At 44.5% G+C, this 20,983-nt stretch carries 19 protein-coding genes; 14 read left to right on the plus strand and 5 right to left on the minus strand.

From position 1 onward, the window contains the following. The first annotated feature begins 246 nt into the window (after nt 1–246). From MKY92_RS13055 to MKY92_RS13085, 7 genes are all read left to right on the plus strand, one after another. Entirely contained in the window at nt 247–1,017 is a 771-nt protein-coding gene (locus tag MKY92_RS13055; protein ID WP_339301078.1) for an ABC transporter ATP-binding protein, read from the plus strand. Further along, entirely contained in the window at nt 992–2,950 is a 1,959-nt protein-coding gene (locus tag MKY92_RS13060; RefSeq protein ID WP_339301080.1) for an ABC transporter permease, read from the plus strand. Before MKY92_RS13055 ends, MKY92_RS13060 begins: the two co-directional genes overlap by 26 nt. A 173-nt stretch (nt 2,951–3,123) precedes the next feature. Further along, nucleotides 3,124–4,569 carry a 4-hydroxyphenylacetate 3-hydroxylase N-terminal domain-containing protein gene (locus MKY92_RS13065; RefSeq protein ID WP_339301081.1) on the plus strand — a complete coding sequence of 482 codons (1,446 nt, stop codon included), beginning with the start codon at nt 3,124–3,126 and terminating at the stop codon, nt 4,567–4,569. A 234-nt stretch (nt 4,570–4,803) separates the two neighbouring features. Beyond that, nucleotides 4,804–5,511 (plus strand): response regulator transcription factor, encoded by a 708-nt coding sequence (locus MKY92_RS13070; protein ID WP_339301082.1) that lies wholly within the window; start codon nt 4,804–4,806, stop codon nt 5,509–5,511. Continuing rightward, complete coding sequence (locus tag MKY92_RS13075; protein WP_339301083.1) at nt 5,489–6,946, plus strand: HAMP domain-containing sensor histidine kinase; 1,458 nt, start codon at nt 5,489–5,491, stop codon at nt 6,944–6,946. The genes MKY92_RS13070 and MKY92_RS13075 overlap by 23 nt, the downstream gene beginning before the upstream one ends. Before the next feature lie 36 nt (nt 6,947–6,982). Next, nucleotides 6,983–8,062 (plus strand): AI-2E family transporter, encoded by a 1,080-nt coding sequence (locus tag MKY92_RS13080; RefSeq protein WP_339301084.1) that lies wholly within the window; start codon nt 6,983–6,985, stop codon nt 8,060–8,062. 29 nt (nt 8,063–8,091) lie between these two features. Beyond that, nucleotides 8,092–8,490, plus strand: a complete 399-nt coding sequence (locus MKY92_RS13085) for an Asp23/Gls24 family envelope stress response protein (protein ID WP_339242167.1) — start codon at nt 8,092–8,094, stop codon at nt 8,488–8,490. A 79-nt stretch (nt 8,491–8,569) separates the two neighbouring features. Here the strand turns inward: MKY92_RS13085 and MKY92_RS13090 are convergent, their stop codons facing one another. Further along, a complete protein-coding gene (locus tag MKY92_RS13090; protein WP_339301085.1) occupies nt 8,570–9,415 on the minus strand; it encodes an AraC family transcriptional regulator in 846 nt (281 codons plus the stop codon). Between the two features lie 201 nt (nt 9,416–9,616). On the opposite strand from MKY92_RS13090, the gene MKY92_RS13095 reads away from it, so the two are divergent. The 3 genes from MKY92_RS13095 (at nt 9,617) to MKY92_RS13105 (ending at nt 13,805) form a co-directional block, all read left to right on the plus strand. Continuing rightward, nucleotides 9,617–10,621, plus strand: a complete 1,005-nt coding sequence (locus MKY92_RS13095) for an aldo/keto reductase (RefSeq protein WP_339301778.1) — start codon at nt 9,617–9,619, stop codon at nt 10,619–10,621. Nucleotides 10,622–10,889: 268 nt separating this feature from the next. Then, a complete protein-coding gene (locus MKY92_RS13100; protein ID WP_339301086.1) occupies nt 10,890–12,488 on the plus strand; it encodes an acyl--CoA ligase in 1,599 nt (532 codons plus the stop codon). Between the two features lie 72 nt (nt 12,489–12,560). Beyond that, complete coding sequence (locus tag MKY92_RS13105; RefSeq protein ID WP_339301087.1) at nt 12,561–13,805, plus strand: aminopeptidase; 1,245 nt, start codon at nt 12,561–12,563, stop codon at nt 13,803–13,805. An 88-nt stretch (nt 13,806–13,893) separates the two neighbouring features. Here the strand turns inward: MKY92_RS13105 and MKY92_RS13110 are convergent, their stop codons facing one another. After that, nucleotides 13,894–14,352, minus strand: a complete 459-nt coding sequence (locus MKY92_RS13110; protein ID WP_339301088.1) for a GyrI-like domain-containing protein — start codon at nt 14,350–14,352, stop codon at nt 13,894–13,896. Between the two features lie 167 nt (nt 14,353–14,519). On the opposite strand from MKY92_RS13110, the gene MKY92_RS13115 reads away from it, so the two are divergent. Further along, nucleotides 14,520–15,680 (plus strand): leucine-rich repeat domain-containing protein, encoded by a 1,161-nt coding sequence (locus MKY92_RS13115; protein WP_339301090.1) that lies wholly within the window; start codon nt 14,520–14,522, stop codon nt 15,678–15,680. Between the two features lie 273 nt (nt 15,681–15,953). Here the strand turns inward: MKY92_RS13115 and MKY92_RS13120 are convergent, their stop codons facing one another. The 3 genes from MKY92_RS13120 to MKY92_RS13130 all read right to left on the minus strand — a co-directional run bounded on the left by MKY92_RS13120 (nt 15,954) and on the right by MKY92_RS13130 (nt 18,685). Further along, the gene (locus tag MKY92_RS13120) at nt 15,954–16,586 is read right to left on the minus strand and encodes a nitroreductase family protein (RefSeq protein ID WP_076214767.1); all 633 of its coding nucleotides are present in this window, start codon (nt 16,584–16,586) and stop codon (nt 15,954–15,956) included. Between the two features lie 504 nt (nt 16,587–17,090). Further along, nucleotides 17,091–17,864 carry a M15 family metallopeptidase gene (locus MKY92_RS13125; protein ID WP_339301091.1) on the minus strand — a complete coding sequence of 258 codons (774 nt, stop codon included), beginning with the start codon at nt 17,862–17,864 and terminating at the stop codon, nt 17,091–17,093. 458 nt (nt 17,865–18,322) lie between these two features. Then, nucleotides 18,323–18,685 (minus strand): iron-sulfur cluster biosynthesis family protein, encoded by a 363-nt coding sequence (locus MKY92_RS13130; protein ID WP_017688778.1) that lies wholly within the window; start codon nt 18,683–18,685, stop codon nt 18,323–18,325. Between the two features lie 167 nt (nt 18,686–18,852). Between MKY92_RS13130 and MKY92_RS13135 the strand changes: the two genes are divergently transcribed. The 3 genes from MKY92_RS13135 (at nt 18,853) to MKY92_RS13145 (ending at nt 20,864) form a co-directional block, all read left to right on the plus strand. After that, nucleotides 18,853–19,437, plus strand: coding sequence for a TetR/AcrR family transcriptional regulator (locus MKY92_RS13135; RefSeq protein WP_339301093.1), 585 nt, complete (start codon nt 18,853–18,855; stop codon nt 19,435–19,437). Nucleotides 19,438–19,567: 130 nt separating this feature from the next. Continuing rightward, nucleotides 19,568–20,014 (plus strand): nuclear transport factor 2 family protein, encoded by a 447-nt coding sequence (locus MKY92_RS13140; RefSeq protein WP_339301095.1) that lies wholly within the window; start codon nt 19,568–19,570, stop codon nt 20,012–20,014. Further along, on the plus strand, nt 20,004–20,864 hold the full coding sequence (locus MKY92_RS13145; protein ID WP_339301096.1) for an ergot alkaloid biosynthesis protein: 861 nt from the start codon (nt 20,004–20,006) through the stop codon (nt 20,862–20,864). Before MKY92_RS13140 ends, MKY92_RS13145 begins: the two co-directional genes overlap by 11 nt. The last annotated feature ends 119 nt before the right edge of the window (nt 20,865–20,983 follow it).

Here is a 20,983-nt window from a genome sequence, read left to right on the forward strand (position 1 = left end):
TATATATTACAGTTTAAGTATAAGTGTAGACGTCTATTGCCTGATCGGGGCGAAGGCGTCTTTTTGATTTTCATGATGCAACCTTACAACATTGTCATGTTGATGAAAGGTTAAACCATAGGAGAATGGCCGAAACTTCGATAGACTGTAGTCATAAGAGTACAGGAAAGGCCACGCACAATACACATGCACACAGCATGAAAGTAACTTAATTTTGAATTCATACATCACTAAGGAGTTGTAACCATGGAGATTTGTTCTGTGAAACAGATCAGTAAAATCTACAAAGGCATCGTATCTTATGAAGCGTTATCAGGAATTGACCTCAGTATTCAGGAAGGTGAGTTTGTTGGCATCATGGGACCATCGGGTAGTGGCAAAACAACACTGCTGAACATGATCTCAACCATTGATCATCCAACATCAGGCGAATTGCGGATTGCAGGGAAGAATCCGTTTGAATTGAATCAGGACGAACTCGCGCTGTTCCGGCGCAAAGAGCTTGGTTTCGTTTTTCAATCGTTCAATCTGTTAAATACCCTGACAGTCAAGGAAAACATTGTGCTGCCACTGACTCTTGACGGTGTTTCGCTAGCAGAGATGAACACACGTGTGGAACAGCTGGCAAGCAAGCTCGGGATCGAAAGTATTCTGAACAAACGGACATATGAGATATCAGGAGGACAGGCACAGCGTACGGCCATTGCCAGAGCGCTTATCCATTCCCCGAAGCTGATTCTGGCCGATGAGCCAACAGGCAACCTGGATTCGAAGGCGGCAAGAGATGTGATGGAGATTCTCGAAACGCGCAATCAGGAGGATCAGGCTACGATGCTGCTGGTCACTCATGATGCAGTAGCTGCAAGTTATTGCAGTCGGGTTGTCTTTATCAAGGATGGCAAACTGTATAATGAAATTCACTACGGCGATAATCGCGCAGCCTTTTACCAGAAGATTATTAATGTATTATCCCTAATGGGAGGTTCAGGACATGAATTTTCGCCAGTTCGCCATTAATAACGTTGTTCGCAACAAACGAATTTATCTGGCTCATTTTCTGAGCAGTACATTTTCCGTTATGATCTTTTTTACTTACGCATTGCTTCTGTTCCATCCCGATTTGAAAGCGGGGTTAAAGGGATCGAGTGGGACGGTAACGTTGCTTGCGAATCAAGGATTTATGATTGCAGAGATCATTATATTCATCTTTTCATTCCTTTTCCTGCTCTATTCCGTTGGTTCATTCCTGAAGACGCGCAAGAAGGAATTTGGTATTTTCCTGATCATTGGCATGACACGTAAACAGATGAACAGGCTTCTGTTTATGGAGAACATGTGTATCGGATTAGCTTCGATCATTACCGGGATCGGACTCGGAATTATTTTCGGCAAATTGATCCTGCTGATCTGTGGCTCCATGCTGGCTGTTGAGAACAGCCTTCGATTCTATTTTCCACTGAAAGGCATTGCCCTGACGGCTGGTGCATTTCTGCTGCTGTTTGTTGTGATCGCGATGTCATCATCCTTGCTCATTCGCAAAGGAACTCTCATTGACCTTGTGAAATCAGAGGAAAAACCGAAACCGGAACCCAAAGCATCACGTCTACTCGCCTTGTTATCGGTATTGTTCATTGGCGGGGGCTATGCAGGAGTATTCACTTTTGTATGGATAAGCTTCTCGTTTCCGTTATTACTCGCAAGTGTCGTGGTTGTTATTGCAGGTACGTACTTTTTGTTCACACAGCTCAGTGTATACATCATTCGGGCACTGAAAAGAAATCCCAGGTTGTTTTTCCGTAAAACCAATCTGCTCTTCCTATCTGAACTTACCTATCGAATGAAAGATAACGCGATCATGTTTTTCATGGTAAGTATCATCTCGGCTTCTTCATTTACGGGAATTGGCACCATGCTTGCTATTGCTGACCCGGGGTTGTCGTCCATGTCGAATCCGTACGCATTCAGTTATATGAATAACTGGGATACTCCCAACTCCGAGCGACATATTCGGCAAATTGAAGAAACGTTGATTGATCATGAAGTTCCCTATGTCAAAGGTAGCTATGCTCCGCTCTATGAAAATAATAATGGAAATATTATCAAGCTAAGTGATTATAATCGTTTGGCGAAGGCACTCGGGTATGAGGAACGCACGTTGAAACAGATCGATGAGTCATTTATGACACCAAGCAATTTGGCGGTTCGTAAGAAGTACCGTGATCAGGCCGAAAAAGGATTCTCAGGGACGGAGGTCAATCTGGAGATTGATAATCGGCGCGTACCTGTTCAGCTATCGACCCCCGGTACCGAGATTGTTATCCCTTTTCAAAATGAAATTAACCTCTACGTCGTAACTGACGAATTGTTTGGGGAGATGAGACCAGCGTACAACGAGGAAGTGGGGATGCCTGAAGATTTCTATTCCATGCGAACGACCCAATTTATCGTAAAAGATTGGATGAGTACACGCAGCTTCGCTCCTGAGTTAATCCAATCCATTCAAAATGATAGATCCGATCGAGGTTATTTCGAGACCAGCGCGCTTGTAGTGGACTGGCTTAATTCCAAACAAACAAACGGGATCATTCTGATCTTGAGCGGTCTGATTGGCATTGTTTTCTTCACCTTTGCAGCAAGCTTCACGTATTTCAGACTATACGCAGATCTAGAACGCGATGAAGCGCAGTATCGCATGATTGGCAAAATGGGACTGAGTCGTCCCGAACTCCGCAAGATCGTAACAAGGCAGCTATTGCTTATGTTCTTCCTGCCGATTCTGGTGGCGGTCATCCACAGTTCGGTTGCCTTTGTGGCGTTGCAGCAACTGGTTGATTTCTCGGTCTTCGGATACAGCCTGCGTATCTTCTTGGTGTTTGCTTCCATGCAGATCCTGTATTTTGCACTCGTGCGCTGGCGGTATCTGCGTCATATGTATTCCAAATTAGTCTAAAATAGCATGGCCCAACAGACACCGGACTCATCGCTCGGTGTCTGTTGACTTTTCTATCCCAGGCACAGTACTATTTCGTTAGATACATATTGTATCATTACATAGTTTCTCAAGCAGTTAGACGGATGGAGTTACAGAAATGTCAGGCCGGTGCCTGAGAGGGAGGACATATCATGAGTATCACGATGTCTCGTGGACAAGCTTACATTCAACGTTTGAATGATGAGCGGAATGTATGGCTGGACGGAGAGCGTATCCAGGTAACTGGGCATCAGGCCTTTCAGGGAACACTTCAAACCATAGAAGGATTGTTCAATCTGGTAGATGACCCGGAGACAAGGGAAACCGTGGCCTATTGGGATGAACAGACGGGAAGTTACGTGCATCGCTCTTTTCTTGTGCCTCGTTCAGTTCTTGACGTGAACAGCAGGGCGGATGCTTTTCGGTTATGGGCCGATCGGACGTATGGGGTGATGAGCCGACTGTCTGATTATGCCCGATCCCGCCTGACGGGTTGGTATGCAACACGACATGAGATGACATCACATGACCCGACATTTGCAGACAAAATATCGGATTATTTTGCACAAGCCAAACGAAACGATGCATTCCTGACAATTGTCCAGCGCGACCCGCAGATTAATCGGTCCTTGCCTGTTGGTGAAGATGAGGATGCCATGCTGCGAATTGTCAAAAGGAATACAGAGGGCGTTGTGATCCGCGGGGCCAAAATGGTGGCAACAGCTGCGCCTTATGCCGATGATATCATTGCTTATCCCGTTCAACGAATTCCAGGCCACCTGCCAGAGCTGGCCCATATGGTCATTGTAGCCGCGGACAGTCCGGGCTTGCACATGATGTGTCGTGAATCTTTTGCCACAAAAGATACAGATAAATCACATCCACTCAGTGCGCAGTATGATGAGATGGATTCTGTATTATTTTTTGACGATGTATTTGTGCCCTGGGAACGTGTATTACTGCACAATAACCCTGAAGCCGTATGGCAGATTCGCTGCAATACAGCTTCGGCCAGTCTGGCCTACCATCAGAGTGTCATTCGATTACACTCGAAACTGGAATTTATTACAGCCGTGACCTCATCCATTGCCAAGGAGATTGGGGTGGACTCTTTCCTGAATGTGCAGGAACAACTCGGAGAGCTGATCAGTCAGATACAGACCATCGAGGGACTGATTATTGCTGCTGAAGCACAGTCCAAACCGGACGCATTTGGCAACTGGCTGCCGGAATTCAAATATATTGAAACCGCACGTAATCTGGGCAATCGCTATTACCCCCGCGCGGTGGAGATTTTGAAGACCATTGCTGCGGGTGGTCTGATGCAGATTCCTTCGGGTACGTTTGAAATGAATGAAATGATGGGTTCCATGATAGGCAAATATCTTGGTGGAGTAACGATGCAAGCCCCGGAGAAGATTCGGCTCTTTCAACTCGCATGGGAGCTGACCGGAAGTCCACTCGGAGCAAGGCATGATCTATATGAACGTTTCTACGCGGGTGATCCGGTGCGCAATCGGGCGAACCAATATGTGCAGTATGACAAGGAACGTTTATTCGGAAAAGTGAAGCCGTGGCTACGCTCGCTTAAGGACTGATCTGATGGTCAAATAAAATGGTCCGAATGAAGAATGAAAATCCTGAATGAAGAACGAAAAGCTTGAACGGTAAGCTGAAAACAGCTCTTTTTTAGTTACTGCCTTGGCCTGAGCCAGGGCTCTATTTCTATTTATTTAGATTATCTTTAGAAATGATTTAGGTTGAATTAAGAGACGTAGTATATAGTAATAATGTAGAGATAGGCATAGAGTATAGGAAATGAGAGGAATAACATGAGATACACCGTATTAATTGCAGATGACGAACCAGAGATTGTTGAACTGCTTCAACTATATCTGGAGAAGGACTATACCATTAAGACTGCGGTGAATGGAGCCGAGGCGTTACAAACCATACGTTCAACACAGATCGATCTGGTCATACTCGACATCATGATGCCTGTAATGGATGGATTGCAGTTGATCAAACAGATCAGAGCCACACATCACATGCCTGTACTGTTCCTATCCGCTAAAAGTCAGGATCACGATAAAATCCTTGGATTGGGACTTGGGGCAGATGATTATATAGCGAAGCCATTCAACCCGCTTGAGATTGTCGCCAGGGTAGAGGCGTTGCTCAGAAGAGTCAATCATTTTGATGCAACGGAGATCCCTGAAGCGAAAGAACAGAATCTGGTTTTAGGTGATCTGACGCTGGATCGATCCCAATGTATCCTTTTTCGTTCAGGAAGTCCTGTAACATTAACCTCTACAGAGTATAAAATTATGGAATTGTTGCTCGATCAACCTGGCCGAGTGTTCACCCGTAAAAAAATATACGAAGCGGTCTGGGGCGATTATTATGCGCACGAGGACAGCACGATTATGGTACATATCAGCAACATTCGGGAGAAGATTGAACGTGACTCCAGACAACCGGAATATCTCAAAACGATAAGGGGACTGGGATACAAAATTGAAGCGCCCATGGAAAGCTAGAGAAAAGCGACTGTTACAGACATCCCTGACACTGGACTTCTTGCTGTTCAACTTCTTTTTGCTGTTACTGGTTTTGATCGTGTACCTTATGGTTTCACTGGATGTCGTGGATTTTCGCATTTCGGATCAGGTGGTTGATCCAGATCTGAATGTTGAAGCCCACGTGTATGTAGCAGAGCTGGAGAACGAATTTTATTCCGATGGAGGTTCGGTGTCGAAAGGCAAAGACACAGAGATTCAACGTCTCAAGGATAGCGGCGGCTGGATTGAAATTCTGGATGCCAATCGCAACGTCATTCATCATGTGGGTGACAAGCAAGATGCGTTCACGCAATACAGTGAAGCCGATCTGTATGATGGACTGGAAAATCGGAGTGACCAGGAATACTATTATTCGATCACTCCTCTCTCCACAGAAGGAGCGGCAGCGTATGTATTGCTCAAAATCCCGCGTGATCTGGTCAGCATAAGAATTAATGATAACCAGTTGATTACCAATCTGAAGCATCCATTATCCTTTTACATTATGATTGGCATCGGTTTGGTTTTATTGTTGATCTTTGTCTATAGCTATTGGGTCGCACGGAGAATCAAAAAACCACTCAGCATCCTCTCCTCGGGTCTTACGCAGATGATACAGGGGAATTATAGTACACGGATGTCGATCTCGGCCGAGAGAGAATTTGTCCAGATTGGTGAGACCTTTAACTACATGGCGGACGTCATTGAGAACACCTCTGCAGAGAAACGTTATGCGGAAGAGAGCAAGCAGCGACTGATTGTAGACTTATCCCATGATCTGAAGACACCGATAACATCTATACAGGGATATGCTCAGGCTTTGGTGGAAGGACGTGGAGAGGACAAGGACAGGCAGCAAAGATATCTGGGATACATCTATAACAAATCTGTTCAAGTTGCACGCATGATACAGAATATGCTGGAGCTGCTCAAGGTGGATTCGCCTGATTTCCACATGCAGATTGAGAGAAGAGAAATTGGAGAGTTCGTGCGCGAGATTATGGCAGATACGTATGGGGAGATTGAGCAGAAACAGTTTGTCCTTCATGTGCTTGTTCCTGAGGAAGAGATCTACGCAAGGTATGATCCGGAGCTGCTATCCAGAGTCATTCAGAATCTAATCACCAATGCCTTATCGTATAATCCGCTCGGGACAGAACTGCGTGTGGAACTCATTCCGCTGGATACCCATGTGGTGATTGAAGTGGCAGATACCGGGGTGGGCATACCCCAAGAACTGTGGTCAACGATCTTTGACCCGTTTGTACGAGGGGATGAGGCGCGCACAGCGACAGGAGGTACGGGACTGGGATTGTCCATCGCACGGCGTAATACGGAGAAAATGGGCGGGCGGTTGATCCTTTCCGGGCGTGGACGTGAGACCACCGTGTTTACCATCCAGATTCCAAATTAAATTAGAGAAGAAATGTCCATGTGGAGGGGAAACGACTTGTTAAAAACAAATTCATTTGTCAGGTTCAGTATCGCACTGGCGCTGATATTGGTTAATATCTATTTATTATCACGTGTGAGCTTCATCTTTCAGCCGCTCGTCACCATGATCACGGTGATCACCGTGCCGATGATGTTGTCGGTGTTCTTTTATTATCTGTTAAGGCCACTTGTGAATTATATGGAGAAAAAGAAAATCAATCGCACACTAAGTATTTTGCTAATCTACTTGGTTATTGCTATTCTGGGAGTGTTCTTCATCATTGGCTTATGGCCATCGTTACGTGAGCAACTGTTCAATCTGGTCGATAACGCACCGAATCTAATCAATTCATTAAGTGAACAGCTGAGAGAGCTGGAGCAGAATGGTGCCATTCAAGCCTTGTTCCCCGAGGGCTCAACACCTTTCTCTCAGATTACGGAGTATATCAACAAAGGATTTAACTTTGTGACCAACTATGTAAGTGGATTTTTCTCACTCGTTTCCAGTTTTGCGATCATCTTGTTTACATTACCGATCCTATTGTTCTACATGCTGTTACAAGGTGAGAAATTTGGCCGTAAACTGGCACATATTGCTCCAAAACGTTTCCAAAATGACAGCCGTGAAGTTGTGCTTGAGATTGATCAGGCCCTGAGTGGTTTTATTGTGGGCAGAGTCCTGGTAAATCTGGCGCTGGGTGTACTGATGTATATTGGTTTCCTGATTATTGGACTGCCGTACGCATTACTGCTCACAGTAATCGCGGTCATCATGAACTTTGTTCCGTTTATCGGAGCAATTGTGTCGTCTGTCCCTATTGTGATCATGGGTCTCGTGGTATCGCCATCCGTTGCCATCTGGTCTCTGATTATTATTCTTGTCGCTCAGCAGATTCAGGACAACCTGGTTGCACCGTACGTATTTGGCAAAAAGCTCGATATTCACCCGCTTACGACGATTATTCTGGTCTTGGGTGCAGGGGACCTGGGTGGAATTATTGCCATCCTGATTATTATCCCGGTGTATATGATCGTTAAAATTCTTTTGGTTCGAATCTATACTATGTTCTTCAAGGACAAATGGCAGAATGCCTAGCATGTAAATTATTCGAAGGAGTGGAGCACATGTCTGAAATTATAGAAAAACCATATAACGAACCTGAATATATTGCACCTCAATCTGTTCAAATGGGTACCATTCACATCTCGAACGATGTGCTGTCCAAGATTGTGGGGATGGCCGCGCAGAGCACGAATGGCGTATCCTCCATGTCTGTGGGGCTGACTGAAGGGATTGCCAAGAGCATCAGCGGCAAGAGTCTGCAAAAAGGGATTGATGTGCATGTCAAAGACGATCAGGCGACCATCCAGCTGCGCATTAACATTCAATATGGCAACAAGATGCATGAGGTATGCCGTGAACTTCAACATAATGTTCAACAGGCCGTGGAGCAATTAGCGGGTGTTATGGTCAATGAAATTAAAGTGCAAGTCGTCGGCATATCCATGCAGGAGACGGTATAAACAAACGTAAGGATTAAACGAATGTAAGTATTGAACAAATGCAAGTGATATCGATTGGCAAAAAAACAGCACCTTCCCATTAGCAACTTAACTGGGAGGGTGCTGTTTTATGTTTGCGGTAGTAGGTGGGCGCTTCGCCCATCACTTTTTTGAACATTTTGGAGAAAAGCAATTGATCCGTGTAGCCCACCGAGCGGGCAATATCACCAATGGTCAGACCGGGATCAAGGGTCAATTCGGCTGCCCTGCGCATCCGGTAATGGACCAGATACGACTGAATGCTGCTCCCCATCTGGTCTTTGAAGAGAGAACACAGGTAACTGCGCTGCAAACCGACATGGGCCGCGATGGATTGCACGGTAATGACATTGGCATAGTTCATTTCAATGAAGTCCATTACCTGTGTTACATACGTTTCCTTCGAATAATCCGGCATGGGTTGAATATGCTCTGAATTAGCCTGATCAATTAAAATGGAGAAGAATTGATACAGCAAACCCGTCATGCTAATCTCCCAGCCTTTGTGAGTATTGCGGGAATTGATCATTCGGTGCAGGCAGGATCGCATCTCGTCATCCTCATTACCCAGCTCAAAAATTGGGTGATACTCTGACAGACAGGCTTGCTGTAAAAAGGAAGAACTATTGCTGCCTTGAAAAGCAACCCAGCTGTACTCCCATGGATCATCCTGATCTGCTTCGTAATGCACGACGGAATGCGGAACGATCAGAAATCCTTGCCCTTTGTGCAGGGTATACGTTTTGCCACCAACTTCGAAGGTACCTTTGCCATTCAAAATATAATGAATTTTATAATAGTCTCTCATGGCAGGGCCAAAGTGGTGACCTGGTGTACAGGCTTCGGTTCCATAATGAAGGAGCTGAAGCTCCTGAAAATGATTGTTTTTGAACATATACGTAATCAAGGGTATTCACTCCTGTACGATTTCGTCTCATCTTGCATTTTAACATATAAAATAGCTAAAAAGATTAATTATTTAACATTAGTATATATAGATAACAATCATTTTTCCATATGATTATAGCGAAATTCCATATCGTTTTGGTAGAAAAATGTCTAAGATGAAAAGGAATTCAACAAACCTTACAGGAAAGTGAGAATAACGATGCCCTATACTGCGAGTGAACAACGATATGATGAGATGAAATATGTGCGCTCAGGCAAATCAGGAATCAGACTGCCGCAAATTGCGCTGGGATTATGGCAGAACTTTGGTGGTAACCGTACATTGGATATCCAGGAAGAGATGATTTTGCGTGCCTTTGACCTCGGAATTAACCATTTCGATCTGGCGAATAACTATGGTCCACCTCCAGGATCAGCGGAAGAGAACTTTGGCGTGATTTACAAAAAACATATGCGTCCTTACCGGGATGAGCTGCTTATCTCATCGAAGGCAGGTTACCATATGTGGAGTGGACCTTACGGCGAGTGGGGCTCCCGCAAAAACCTGATTGCCAGTCTGGATCAAAGTCTTGGTCGGATGGGGCTGGACTATGTGGACATTTTCTATCATCACCGTCCGGATCCGGACACGCCATTGGAAGAAACGATGTCTGCGCTGGATCATATCGTGCGGCAAGGTAAGGCACTGTATGTGGGCTTATCCAATTATAATGCAGAACAGACGCAAGAAGCGGTAACCATTCTTCGTCGTCTAGGTACGCCATGTCTGGTTCATCAGCCAAACTACTCGATGCTGAATCGCTGGATTGAAGACGGTTTGCAGAATGTACTGGATGAGCAGGGCGTAGGTTCCATTGCGTTCTGTCCACTTGGCCGCGGTCAGTTAACGAATAAATATGTCGACAAGATCAAGGAAGAACGAGCCAATCCAACAGGCAATTTGAAAAAAGAAGCTTACACGGACGAACGGATTGCCAAATTCGATGCACTTCAGGCGGTTGCTGAGCGAAGAGGGCAGACGATCTCCCAACTGGCTCTGAACTGGATTTTGCGTGGTAACCGTGTAACTTCTGCATTGATTGGAGCAAGCCGTGTGTCCCAGATTGAAGAAAACGTCGCTGCGCTCCAAGCACCGGATCTGACAACGGAAGAGTTGAATGAGATCGAAAGCATTTTGGACGGCATGGGTAATTATCCGTGGTAACATACACAGTATAGCTGGTGTGAAAATTGTAGTTAGGTAAAACTAATGTAATATAAATGAAGAATGAAATGGCGCCTACCTGATCAATCAGGAAGGCGCCATTTTGTATATGTCATTTTCTTTATAGGATAAGATCTATTATAATAGTTCATTAATTGACCTATGTTTATTTTTTTTCAGAATGAACCTAGTTCATAGCACCTGGTCCTAGGATTTAGGGTATAATATATAGAAGCTATACAATTGAACTACGAAGGAGAGGCTCCATTTGAACTTTGAACAGTGGATTTCGCCTGAAAGCTATAACCTGACATCCGAGATGGAGAATCATCCATCAGACCGGATTGCACTTAGATGGCTCAGCGATCAACGAGAATTGGAAGAGATCACGTATGGTGATTTATTCAAGCAGGCGAATCGTCTTGCTGGAGGATTGCGTGAACTTGGATTAGAGAAGGGTGATCGGGTGTTGGTCATGGTACCACGCCGTATTATTGCCTATGTCATTTATATCGCTTGTCTGAAACTGGGGATTGCCGTTATTCCTTCCTCCGAGATGTTACGGGCAAAAGATCTGGAATATCGTCTGCGTCACTCTGAGGCGCGGGCTGTTATTGTATGGTCCGAGACGACCTCGGAATTGGAAAAGATGGACGCGGATCTGCCGTCACTGGCACATCGCATCGTGGCATCACCGAATGGTGAAGTTGGCGTACCTGCCGAAGGTTGGGTGAATGTGCATCAGTTAATGCAGAATCAACCCGATGAGATGGCTGCGGTGGAAACACACCGTGATGATACGGCTATCCTTGCTTATACTTCGGGCACAACAGGTAATCCCAAAGGAGTTGTACATAGCCACGGTTGGGGATATGCCCACCTGCGGATCGCTTCTTCATTATGGCTGGATATTCAACCTTCAGATACCGTATGGGCAACGGCTGCACCTGGCTGGCAAAAATGGATCTGGAGCCCATTCCTGTCGGTACTCGGAAGAGGCGCGACTGGCTTGGTCTACAATGGATCATTCCAGCCCAAGCGTTACCTGGAACTGATGCAAGAACATCAAATTAATGTCCTTTGCTGTACACCAACGGAATATCGGTTGATGGCCAAAGCCGATGATCTTGGACATTATGACCTGTCTCATCTGCGCAGTGCAGTTTCAGCAGGTGAACCGCTCAACCAGGAAGTTATTGAAATCTTCCAGCGTCACTTTGACCTGACTATTCGGGACGGATATGGACAGACCGAGAGCACGTTGTTAATCGGCAGTCTCAAAGATGCGCCTGTACGTATTGGCTCGATGGGTCAGTCGATTACACCTGGGTTGATTGAAATTATTGACGATGAGGGACAACCTGTGCCTCCGGGTGAAGTAGGAGATATCGCGGTACACAAAGAGATGCCAGCTTTGTTCCGGTCCTATTATCAGGATGAGGGACGTAAGGAAGCGAGTCAGCGTGGCGATTATTTTGTAACAGGAGACCGTGCACGTAAAGACGAAGAAGGTTACTTCTGGTTTGAAGGCCGCAGTGACGATATCATCATTAGTTCGGGTTACACGATTGGACCATTCGAAGTGGAAGAAGCACTTATGAAACACGCTAGCGTTAAGGAATGCGCGGTGGTTGCGAGTCCGGATGAGATCCGCGGTAATATTGTCAAAGCTTTTGTCGTGTTGAGAGACGATTCACTGGCTTCACCGGAACTGATGCGTGAATTGCAACACCACGTCAAAGAAATCACAGCACCTTATAAATATCCACGTAAGATCGAATTTGTTACAGATCTGCCAAAGACCAACTCTGGTAAAATCCGCCGGATCGAGTTACGTGAACAAGAAAAACGTAATGGTCATGCGTAGTGAAAGAGAAGGAATCGATTCTGCAGAAGCGAAAGCGTTCGTACAATATATGAAACAGGAGTGAACACAACCATGAGTCAATTTGAACAAACCTTTGAAAAGTCATTGGAACAATACGCAGAGCTGGTTGTTAAAGTTGGCGTGAATATTCAAAAAGGACAGGATCTGCTCGTCACTGCTCCCATCGAAACGCTTGAATTCACACGTCTGATTGTGCAAAAAGCCTATGCGGCTGGTGCAAACTATGTACAAGTAGACTTTGATGACGACAAAATTACCCGCAGTCGTTTTGAACATGGCTCCAATGACAGCTTTGACTACTATCCAGCCTGGAAAGCGGATATGATGGAGAAGTTTGCGGAAGCAGGCGGCGCTACCTTGACGATCAAAGTTCCAGATCCTGAACTGTATAACGGAATTGACTCCGACAGCGTTTCCCGTGCTACTAAGGCAGCTGCACACGCACGTCGCGGATATGCCAAATACACACGCAACCATGAAATTAGCTGGTGTCTGATCAAAGCACCGACCAAGGCTTGGGCGAACAAAGTATTTGCTGACATCCCGGAAGAAGACCGAATCAGCGTGATGTGGGAAACCATCTTCAAAATGAACCGTGTAGATGGCGGAGACGCCGTACAAAATTGGAGAGAACATCTGGATACCTTGAATACCATGAGTGATCTCCTGAACAAAAAGAACTATAAGAGCTTACATTACCGTGCGCCAGGTACAGACCTCAAAATTGAACTGGTCCATAACCATATATGGGGTGGCGGTGGTAGCGAAAATAAACAAGGCGTGTATACGGTCGCCAATATGCCAACTGAAGAAGTATTCACCATGCCTAAGCGCAGCGGAGTGAATGGATATGTCAGCAGCACCATGCCTTTGAACTTGAACGGGCAGCTGGTAGACCAGATGAGAATCACATTCAAGGATGGACAGGTTGTAGCGTTTACGGCAGCATCCGGTGAAGAGCATCTGAAGAACCTGTTTGCCACCGATGAAGGTGCACGTTATCTGGGTGAGGTCGCACTTGTACCACATGACTCCCCAATCTCCAACCTGAATCGTATTTTCTACAATACGGGTATTGACGAAAATGCATCCTGCCATTTGGCTGTGGGAAGTGCGTATCCATTCAACATGAAAGATGGCACAACGATGTCTAACGAAGAGTTGCTGAAGCATGAGTGCAATGTGAGTTTGACTCACGTCGATTTCATGATTGGTTCCGCTGAACTGGATATCGATGGTGAGTTACAAGACGGTACAATCGAGCCGGTATTCCGTAAAGGCAACTGGGCATTTTAATTTTTAATCTAGTTAGCAGTAATAGTACTGAACGAAAAAAGTGACTTCAACTTTGAAGTCACTTTTTTTTGTTTCCTCATAACATGAATTACACGGGTCTTACAGGCACACATATTTCACAATAATGCTGATTAAGCAGTTCCCAACGATATCTTTCTATAACCGGCTTGTTGTCCATCCGATAACCACTTGTTTGTAAATGAGGGATGATCATATTCCATGCCTGCTGAATAGCTTCTGCCGTGTGCTTCACTTTACAGATGAGATAATCTCCCCCTGATAACTCGCCAATCTCAACAAACTCATCTTCCAGACGTTCAGATTCAGTGATAACAATACAGGCATCATATCTACATTTCTCGGGCGGTGTGGTAGCTGGGTCATCTTGGGGTATACCCAGTAATGTTGCTGATTCATGAAGCAATTGATTTTTGTCTGCCCATTGTTTCAGCGTATTCATCGCTTGAGCATTAGCGGGACCGTAAGGACCGACTTGTCGAACATAGGCGATACGGTATGACGGAAGGTTTTCGATAACCATTTCCATGAAAATCATCCTCTCTATATGGTTTTCTCTTACATGTTGGATGCTAACATGGTATAAAAGAATTTGCTTAGGTATTTGTTGAATCCCGACGACGAAACTCATAGAATAGGGATAATATGTTGGAAGACTGTTCCAATAGAGCAAAACGAGAGGGGGAGGTGTCAGATATGGATATTACTTATGCCTTCACGGATGAACGTTTCAGGCAAGTTGTGTTGGATCGTTTTTGTGATCAGCGGGATTTCATTCAGGAGAGTGACGTGTGTGAGGTTGAGATATTGCAACTTCCAAATCACAATATTAGCAATCTTGACGGCATCGAGTATTTCAGGGATCTTCAAGAGTTGGATTGTGCCTATAATCAATTGACAAGTGTGGATCTAGCTCAGAACCACATGCTGAGGATATTACGTTGCAGAGAGAATCAACTTCTTACACTCGACCTCAGTCTCCATTCGGAATTGCAGGTGCTGGACTGCAGCTTTAATCGACTTCGAAAATTAGACCTTTCTCATAATTCCAAACTTATAACGGTGGAGTGTCATTGGAATATGTTGTCGAAGCTGGCTTCAGAGCCCCTTGAGCAGTTGGAGGAACTTAGTTGCAGTTATAACGCTCTTTTCTCACTTGAACTTGAACACAATAAACAACTGCGGCGACTTGATTGCGCCAACAATTACATGTTGGAACTTGATGTAACCGGTTGTCCAAACTTGATTGAACTTCGTTGTAACCACAACCATATCAAACAGTTGGGTTTTCGTTCAAATATGGTTTTGGAGAGTGTCCGTTGTTCTAACAACCATATTAGCAATCTGGATATTCGGCATAACGTACAACTAAGAGAGTTGTACTGTTCCGAGAACAAATTGACCGAGTTGGATTATACCGCTAATCCCAAGCTGGAGAGACTGCAATATGCAGATAATTTGATTTTTGAATCCAATCATGAAATTCAGGGGATGGGTGTGTTTCAGTATGACGCATCGATGTCCAACTATCAGATGCGCTTACTTGTTCAGGACAATGAGTTTGTAGTCACTGCACAGGTTTCAACCAAGACAGAGATGGAAGCCTTATCCCCGTATATGGAAGCGACGTGGAAACGGTGGGACATGCTTGGTGAGCAGGCGCTTAAAACCATTGCAGAGGCTCATCCGGACGAGGATATTAATGCCTTGATTTTGGCTGATGCAGAATTTCAGGGAGATCAATATTTCCGATTGGGTTATGATGCGGGGGATACACCTGCTGGTCGACTGTACATATATGCGGAGTTTGACGATGAATTTCACATGTTGGATACATTGATCTATGAAACGTATTAAAAGCCACGAGATCGTGGCTTTTTTGTTGTGTTGAACTAAAGATTATTTACACTGACACTACGACGATGACAGAACAACCTTCCAATCGCTGTTATCCCCAGATTTTATTTCCATTCCTTTTCTAAAGGGGAAAATCCGGGGATAGCGTATGCTTCCGATGCAGCTTTCTTTCAGAAAGCTTTTAGGCGAACGTTTCGCTTTTTCAGTTTTTTTCTGTCCTCTCCGTTATCGTGTAAATGTTAGTTCAACTTATATAATTTGTTATATTATATGTTATTCAGCGTGCATTTTGTTGAAGCTAACATATTCGTTAATCGGTTTACGGTAACCGCGTGGGCGCTGTTTGGCTTCCGACTTTTTGCCGATGGTGATCAGCATAACCGGTACGTAATGGTTAGGGATTTCCAAACTCCGTTGCAATTCTTCCGAGTCAAAGCCAATCATTGGACAAGTGTCCCAACCGCGATCCTGAGCGATCAGCATCAATTGCATGGCAGACAGGCTGGCATTGCGAATCGCATCCTCACGTTGGAAGAATCTGCCGCGAGATTCGTAAAATTCGGTGACACTTTGGGATTCCTGCTCGTATTGGAACGGAGTAAGAGCGCCCAGGTTCAGCAGGCCTTCGTTAATCGTGCGGATATGATGATGCGCGTTGACGTCGCCCAATACCACGATGACCGCAGAAGCTGTTTTTACCTTATATTGCTGGGAAGCTTCATAGACTTTCTCTTTCTGTTCCTCGTCTTTAATCACAAGATAGTGCGTGTGTTGCAGGTTAAAGGCAGATGGTGCAAATTTGTTGAGGGCAAACATTTCTTGCAGTTCCGAATCCGAAATTTCAATTCCTTCTTCAAAAATAACGGCTGATCTACGGTTTTTGACTAGATTCTCCAACTCACTCATGGTAGTTTCCCTCGCTTATGTATGATTTATAAACTGACTATAACACACTTAGTTACTTTATGTAAGTATTATTTTAGAATAAGACAAGGATTGTCTGCCATACGCTAAAATAAAACACTAGAGGTGATTCATGAAAGCATTGATCGCAAGGTATATGGGAGGACATGACCCTCATGAATTTCGGGTATATGTAATCCAATCTTCGACGTTAAAACGTTTTGTAGTAGTGGAGATTATTCTAGGCCCCATCGTGTACAATGTCGCACTTTATTTGTGCCAAAATGCAATACTTGCTGGAGTAGGCTCTTGGGCTGGAACAGAAGGTCTGAAGAGACTGCCACTGGTCTTTAGAAAAATCGTTGGGACATGATGAAGTGTGTAAATGAAAAATTGAAGCAGAAGAGGGCCAGTTGCGGCCCCATCTTCTCCTTCAGTCATGTTATCTATAGTCACGCTTCTTTTATCTAATCCAATAACTGTCTAGGCTTTGGGCTCAAACCTGCCTTATTTGGCACGTTCCAAATACTGCTCCAGCGTAAGTTTCTGGTTGGTAATCTCACCAGCAATATACACCCCTACATAACGTACATGCCATGGCTCATAGGAGTAACCAGTCAATTTCTCCTGATCTTTGCCATAACGGATGATGAATCCGTACTTGTGGGCATTGGCTTTCAGCCATTTGCCTTCTTTGGTATTGCCAAAGCTTTGCTGAAGATCATAACCAGCCGAAGCGCTGGAGATATCCATGGCTAGACCCGTTTGATGTTCGCTTTGTCCTGGCCGAGCACTTGTTTTATTGGCAACAGCTTCACCTTTGATGCTGGCATTACGGTCAAAGATTGATTTCTGGGTCGCATAAGAGCGATAGCCCGACACCGCTTTGATATCGATGCCGTCTTTTTTGGCAGCCGCAAATAGTTTCTCTAGCGCTGTTGCAGCCACTTTACGCATTTGTTTCTTCGGACTGGAGCCTGAGAAGCTAAAAGGAATATTAGGCACAACCAAATCTTGAGGTGTATAAGTTGAAGGCAGATTTCTCTTTTTATTGACAAGTACTACTGTACTGGACACATTGGTCACGGTTGCCACATTTTTGATGGTTTTGATCGTACGACCAGGTGCATTATCATGCAGAAATTGAGTGAAGCTAGAGCTTGCCGCAGACGCGACGAGAGTCAGGCTTGAAGTGATGGGAAACGTAGTAAATGCAGAACCTGCTACAACAGAGCCTACGAGAATTGTAGATATGATGGATTTACGAGTAAAAGATTTCATGATGTGTGTTCCTCCTCGGAATATATGAATCTATATACCGAGTATACTAGAGGATTATATCCATAGGTTCTCCAATTGTTTCCGAGTTGTAAACAAAGTTTGTTATATAAGTTGAACCAAAGATATTTACACTGGACACTACGATGATAGAACAACCTTCCGATCGCTGTTATCCCCAGATTTTTTGAATTCTCCTTATAGGGGAAATCCGGGGATAGCGTATGCTTCCGATGCAGCTTTCTTTCAGAAAGCTTTTAGGCGAACACTTCGTTTCTTCAGGTTTTTTCTGTCCTCTCCGTTTCGTGTAAATGTTTAGTTCATCTTTTATAGAGTCTTTTTTGCAACTCTCGTAGAGGCATATAAAGAAAAGAACATTAAAAAACCGTTGCATTAGATGCAACGGCTTTTGATGTGAAGAGAGATAATGCTAGATTACTTCAAGTATGCTGGAGACTGTGTTACAACATGCAAGCATCGGATCCACCGGAGCTTCCCACAGTTACTGCACGGGTGTCACGAACGCGAACGTTGGCGCTGAGCACACCAGAATCACTGCTTAATTTGAAAGAAGGATAATTCTCTTCTGTATCCAGCTTCATGTGTTGTTCTAGGTTCAGCTGCTGCTTCGGATCAACATAGAACGGAACCAGATTGGTTTCAATCTGTGCGTCGAGAGCCGCAAGTTCATCAACAATGATAATAGCGATAACTCCGTTACATCCGCAACCTTCCAAGTCATAGATCACTTTGAAATATCCAGGTTGGTCATTCAAGCTTTCCGTCAATCGTTTTGCAGCCAAATCTGTAATCTGAATATACATATAGGTACACTCCTTTATATGTGGTCATGGTTGTAAGTGATAAAAGAATTCATTCAACTTCTATTCACATTATACCACTTTGGCAAAAATCAAAGCATTTATTTTCTTGACTGATCAGTCTGGAAAAGGTATTCTTTATTTAATGAATAGGGAGGTGAGGTCTGAAATTGGGAAGAGCCAAGGAGTTTGACACGGAGACCGTTCTAAGAAAAGCAACGTCTGTATTTGGAGCGTACGGTTATGAAGGTACATCTTTGAGCTTACTGCTGAGTGAACTTGGCATTGCGCGGCAAAGCCTGTATGACACCTACGGAACTAAACATGATTTATTTGTCTCTGCTCTTAAATTCTATATTCAGCAGAAGACAGAGGCGGGGATTAGACTATTAAACGAATGCACAAGTGTGAGGCAAGGCGTGACCGAGTTGTTCAATGAAGCGGTTAACGTGTTGACAGACAACGAACGTCGTAATGAATGTTTCATCATTAATAGCGCGGTTGAACAGGCACCACAAAATCACGAAATCGCAGCCTTTATTCAAATCACTAACCAACAAATGGAAGATGTTTTTCATAGTGCATTGTTACGAGGCCAGAAGAGTGGCGAATTGAAGCACACAGAGGAAGAATTGCCCGGGCTTGCCCGTTTTCTAAATTATTCCCGACTCTCATTGACCTTTACGGCGAAGAGTGGTGCAAGTGCAGAAGCGCTGCGGGATTTTGTACAGATGACCCTAAGGGCTATGGATTAAGGTTTTACATGATTTGAGTAAGAATTCTTTACGTTTTCTTGAAAATAGACGCTTAAGGCGTTTATTTTTTGACTATTATAGACCGATTGGTCTGGAAAAAGCGCCAAACAAACAGAAGGAGGATGTAAGGATGACACAATCTCAGCAATTGGAAGCGGGCAATAGTATACCGTATCGAATCATGCATGGATTTACTCAATTGCTACTGGAGGGAAAACTGGAACAATGGTTGGAGCTGTATACATCTGACGCTATCTTCGAATTCCCATATGCACCAGCAGGATATCCTCAGAAACTGGAAGGCAAAGCCGCAATTACGAATCATCTTCATAATCTGCTGGGGATGCTTGAAATCCAGCAGTTTTCTGAACCGGTAATCTTGGCTGATTCCACGAAACAACAGTTTGTGGCTGAATTTACTTGTAAAGGACGTTCATTAGTTACAGGCAAGCCATACAACCAAACGTACATCTCTGTAGTGAGCCACTCTAATGGGAAAATTACACATTATAAAGACTATTGGAATCCAATGGTCGTACTCGAATCGGACTTAGGAGGAAACAAGCATGATCAATGATAAACCGTTGACACTTATTACAGGGGCAAGTGGAAAGACAGGAAGCCGTGTTGCGGCCATACTTCAAAAGCATCATTATCCGGTGCGTTTGGCAGGAAGAACTAAACCATCTCTTTCTGGTTCTGCCGGTAATTATGTCTATTTTGATTGGTATGATTCCGAGACTTATGCGCCGGCGCTGAAAAATGTGAACCAGGTGTACCTTGTCATGCCAGTCATGGACATGACTCCAGAAGACGTCATGATTCCATTCATCAAGGAAGCATTGTGGAACGGTGTTAAGCGATTTATCTTGCTTGGCAGTGCTTCAATTGATGAGGATGGTCCTATTTTTGGCAAAGTACATCATTATTTAAAAGCCCATGCTCCTGAGTGGGCTGTATTGCAGCCTTCCTATTTTATGGAGAACTTTACGGAGGGGCCGCATCGGGAGACGACGAAACAACTTGGGAAAATATACAGTGCTACGGGTGACGGGAAAATTGGATTTGTTAGTGCAGATGATATCGCGGCAGTTGCGTTCCATGCTCTGACGGATATTGTTCCTCATAATACGGAGCATATTATTACAGGGCCGGAGACGTTGTCCTATGGACAGGTTGCAGACGTCTTGAGCCGTGTACTGGGTCAGTCCATCCAGCATGAATCTTTGTCCGATGATGAATTGAGGAACAGCATGATTCGCGCAGGAATGTCAGAAGAATACGCTGCTGCCCTCGCAGGACTGGATGTGCCTATCCGTGAGGAGGGGAGAGAAGATCAAACGACGGATACGGTGAAAAAATTAACGGGGAATAACCCGATTTCATTCGAGCAATTTATTCAGAATCATATGGAAGTATGGAAATAATGGAAGAAACATTTTCATATTATGAGAAGACGGTGCCTAGTGCCCGTCTTTTTGCATGTCTACCAGCATGTTGACATCGTTGATTCGAATATGGATCTCTCCCTAACAAGGGACACTAA

This window comes from Paenibacillus sp. FSL R5-0623 (assembly GCF_037974265.1).
GTDB lineage: Bacteria > Bacillota > Bacilli > Paenibacillales > Paenibacillaceae > Paenibacillus.

Bases quoted from the DNA above. Each gene is read 5' to 3' on its own strand.
- MKY92_RS13055 (WP_339301078.1), top strand. From the start codon at position 247: ATGGAGATTTGTTCTGTGAAACAGATCAGTAAAATCTACAAAGGCATC.
- MKY92_RS13060 (WP_339301080.1), top strand. From the start codon at position 992: ATGAATTTTCGCCAGTTCGCCATTAATAACGTTGTTCGCAACAAACGA.
- MKY92_RS13065 (WP_339301081.1), top strand. From the start codon at position 3,124: ATGAGTATCACGATGTCTCGTGGACAAGCTTACATTCAACGTTTGAAT.
- MKY92_RS13070 (WP_339301082.1), top strand. From the start codon at position 4,804: ATGAGATACACCGTATTAATTGCAGATGACGAACCAGAGATTGTTGAA.
- MKY92_RS13085 (WP_339242167.1), top strand. From the start codon at position 8,092: ATGTCTGAAATTATAGAAAAACCATATAACGAACCTGAATATATTGCA.
- MKY92_RS13095 (WP_339301778.1), top strand. From the start codon at position 9,617: ATGCCCTATACTGCGAGTGAACAACGATATGATGAGATGAAATATGTG.
- MKY92_RS13105 (WP_339301087.1), top strand. From the start codon at position 12,561: ATGAGTCAATTTGAACAAACCTTTGAAAAGTCATTGGAACAATACGCA.
- MKY92_RS13110 (WP_339301088.1), bottom strand. From the start codon at position 14,352: ATGGAAATGGTTATCGAAAACCTTCCGTCATACCGTATCGCCTATGTT.
- MKY92_RS13115 (WP_339301090.1), top strand. From the start codon at position 14,520: ATGGATATTACTTATGCCTTCACGGATGAACGTTTCAGGCAAGTTGTG.
- MKY92_RS13120 (WP_076214767.1), bottom strand. From the start codon at position 16,586: ATGAGTGAGTTGGAGAATCTAGTCAAAAACCGTAGATCAGCCGTTATT.
- MKY92_RS13125 (WP_339301091.1), bottom strand. From the start codon at position 17,864: ATGAAATCTTTTACTCGTAAATCCATCATATCTACAATTCTCGTAGGC.
- MKY92_RS13130 (WP_017688778.1), bottom strand. From the start codon at position 18,685: ATGTATATTCAGATTACAGATTTGGCTGCAAAACGATTGACGGAAAGC.
- MKY92_RS13140 (WP_339301095.1), top strand. From the start codon at position 19,568: ATGACACAATCTCAGCAATTGGAAGCGGGCAATAGTATACCGTATCGA.
- MKY92_RS13145 (WP_339301096.1), top strand. From the start codon at position 20,004: ATGATCAATGATAAACCGTTGACACTTATTACAGGGGCAAGTGGAAAG.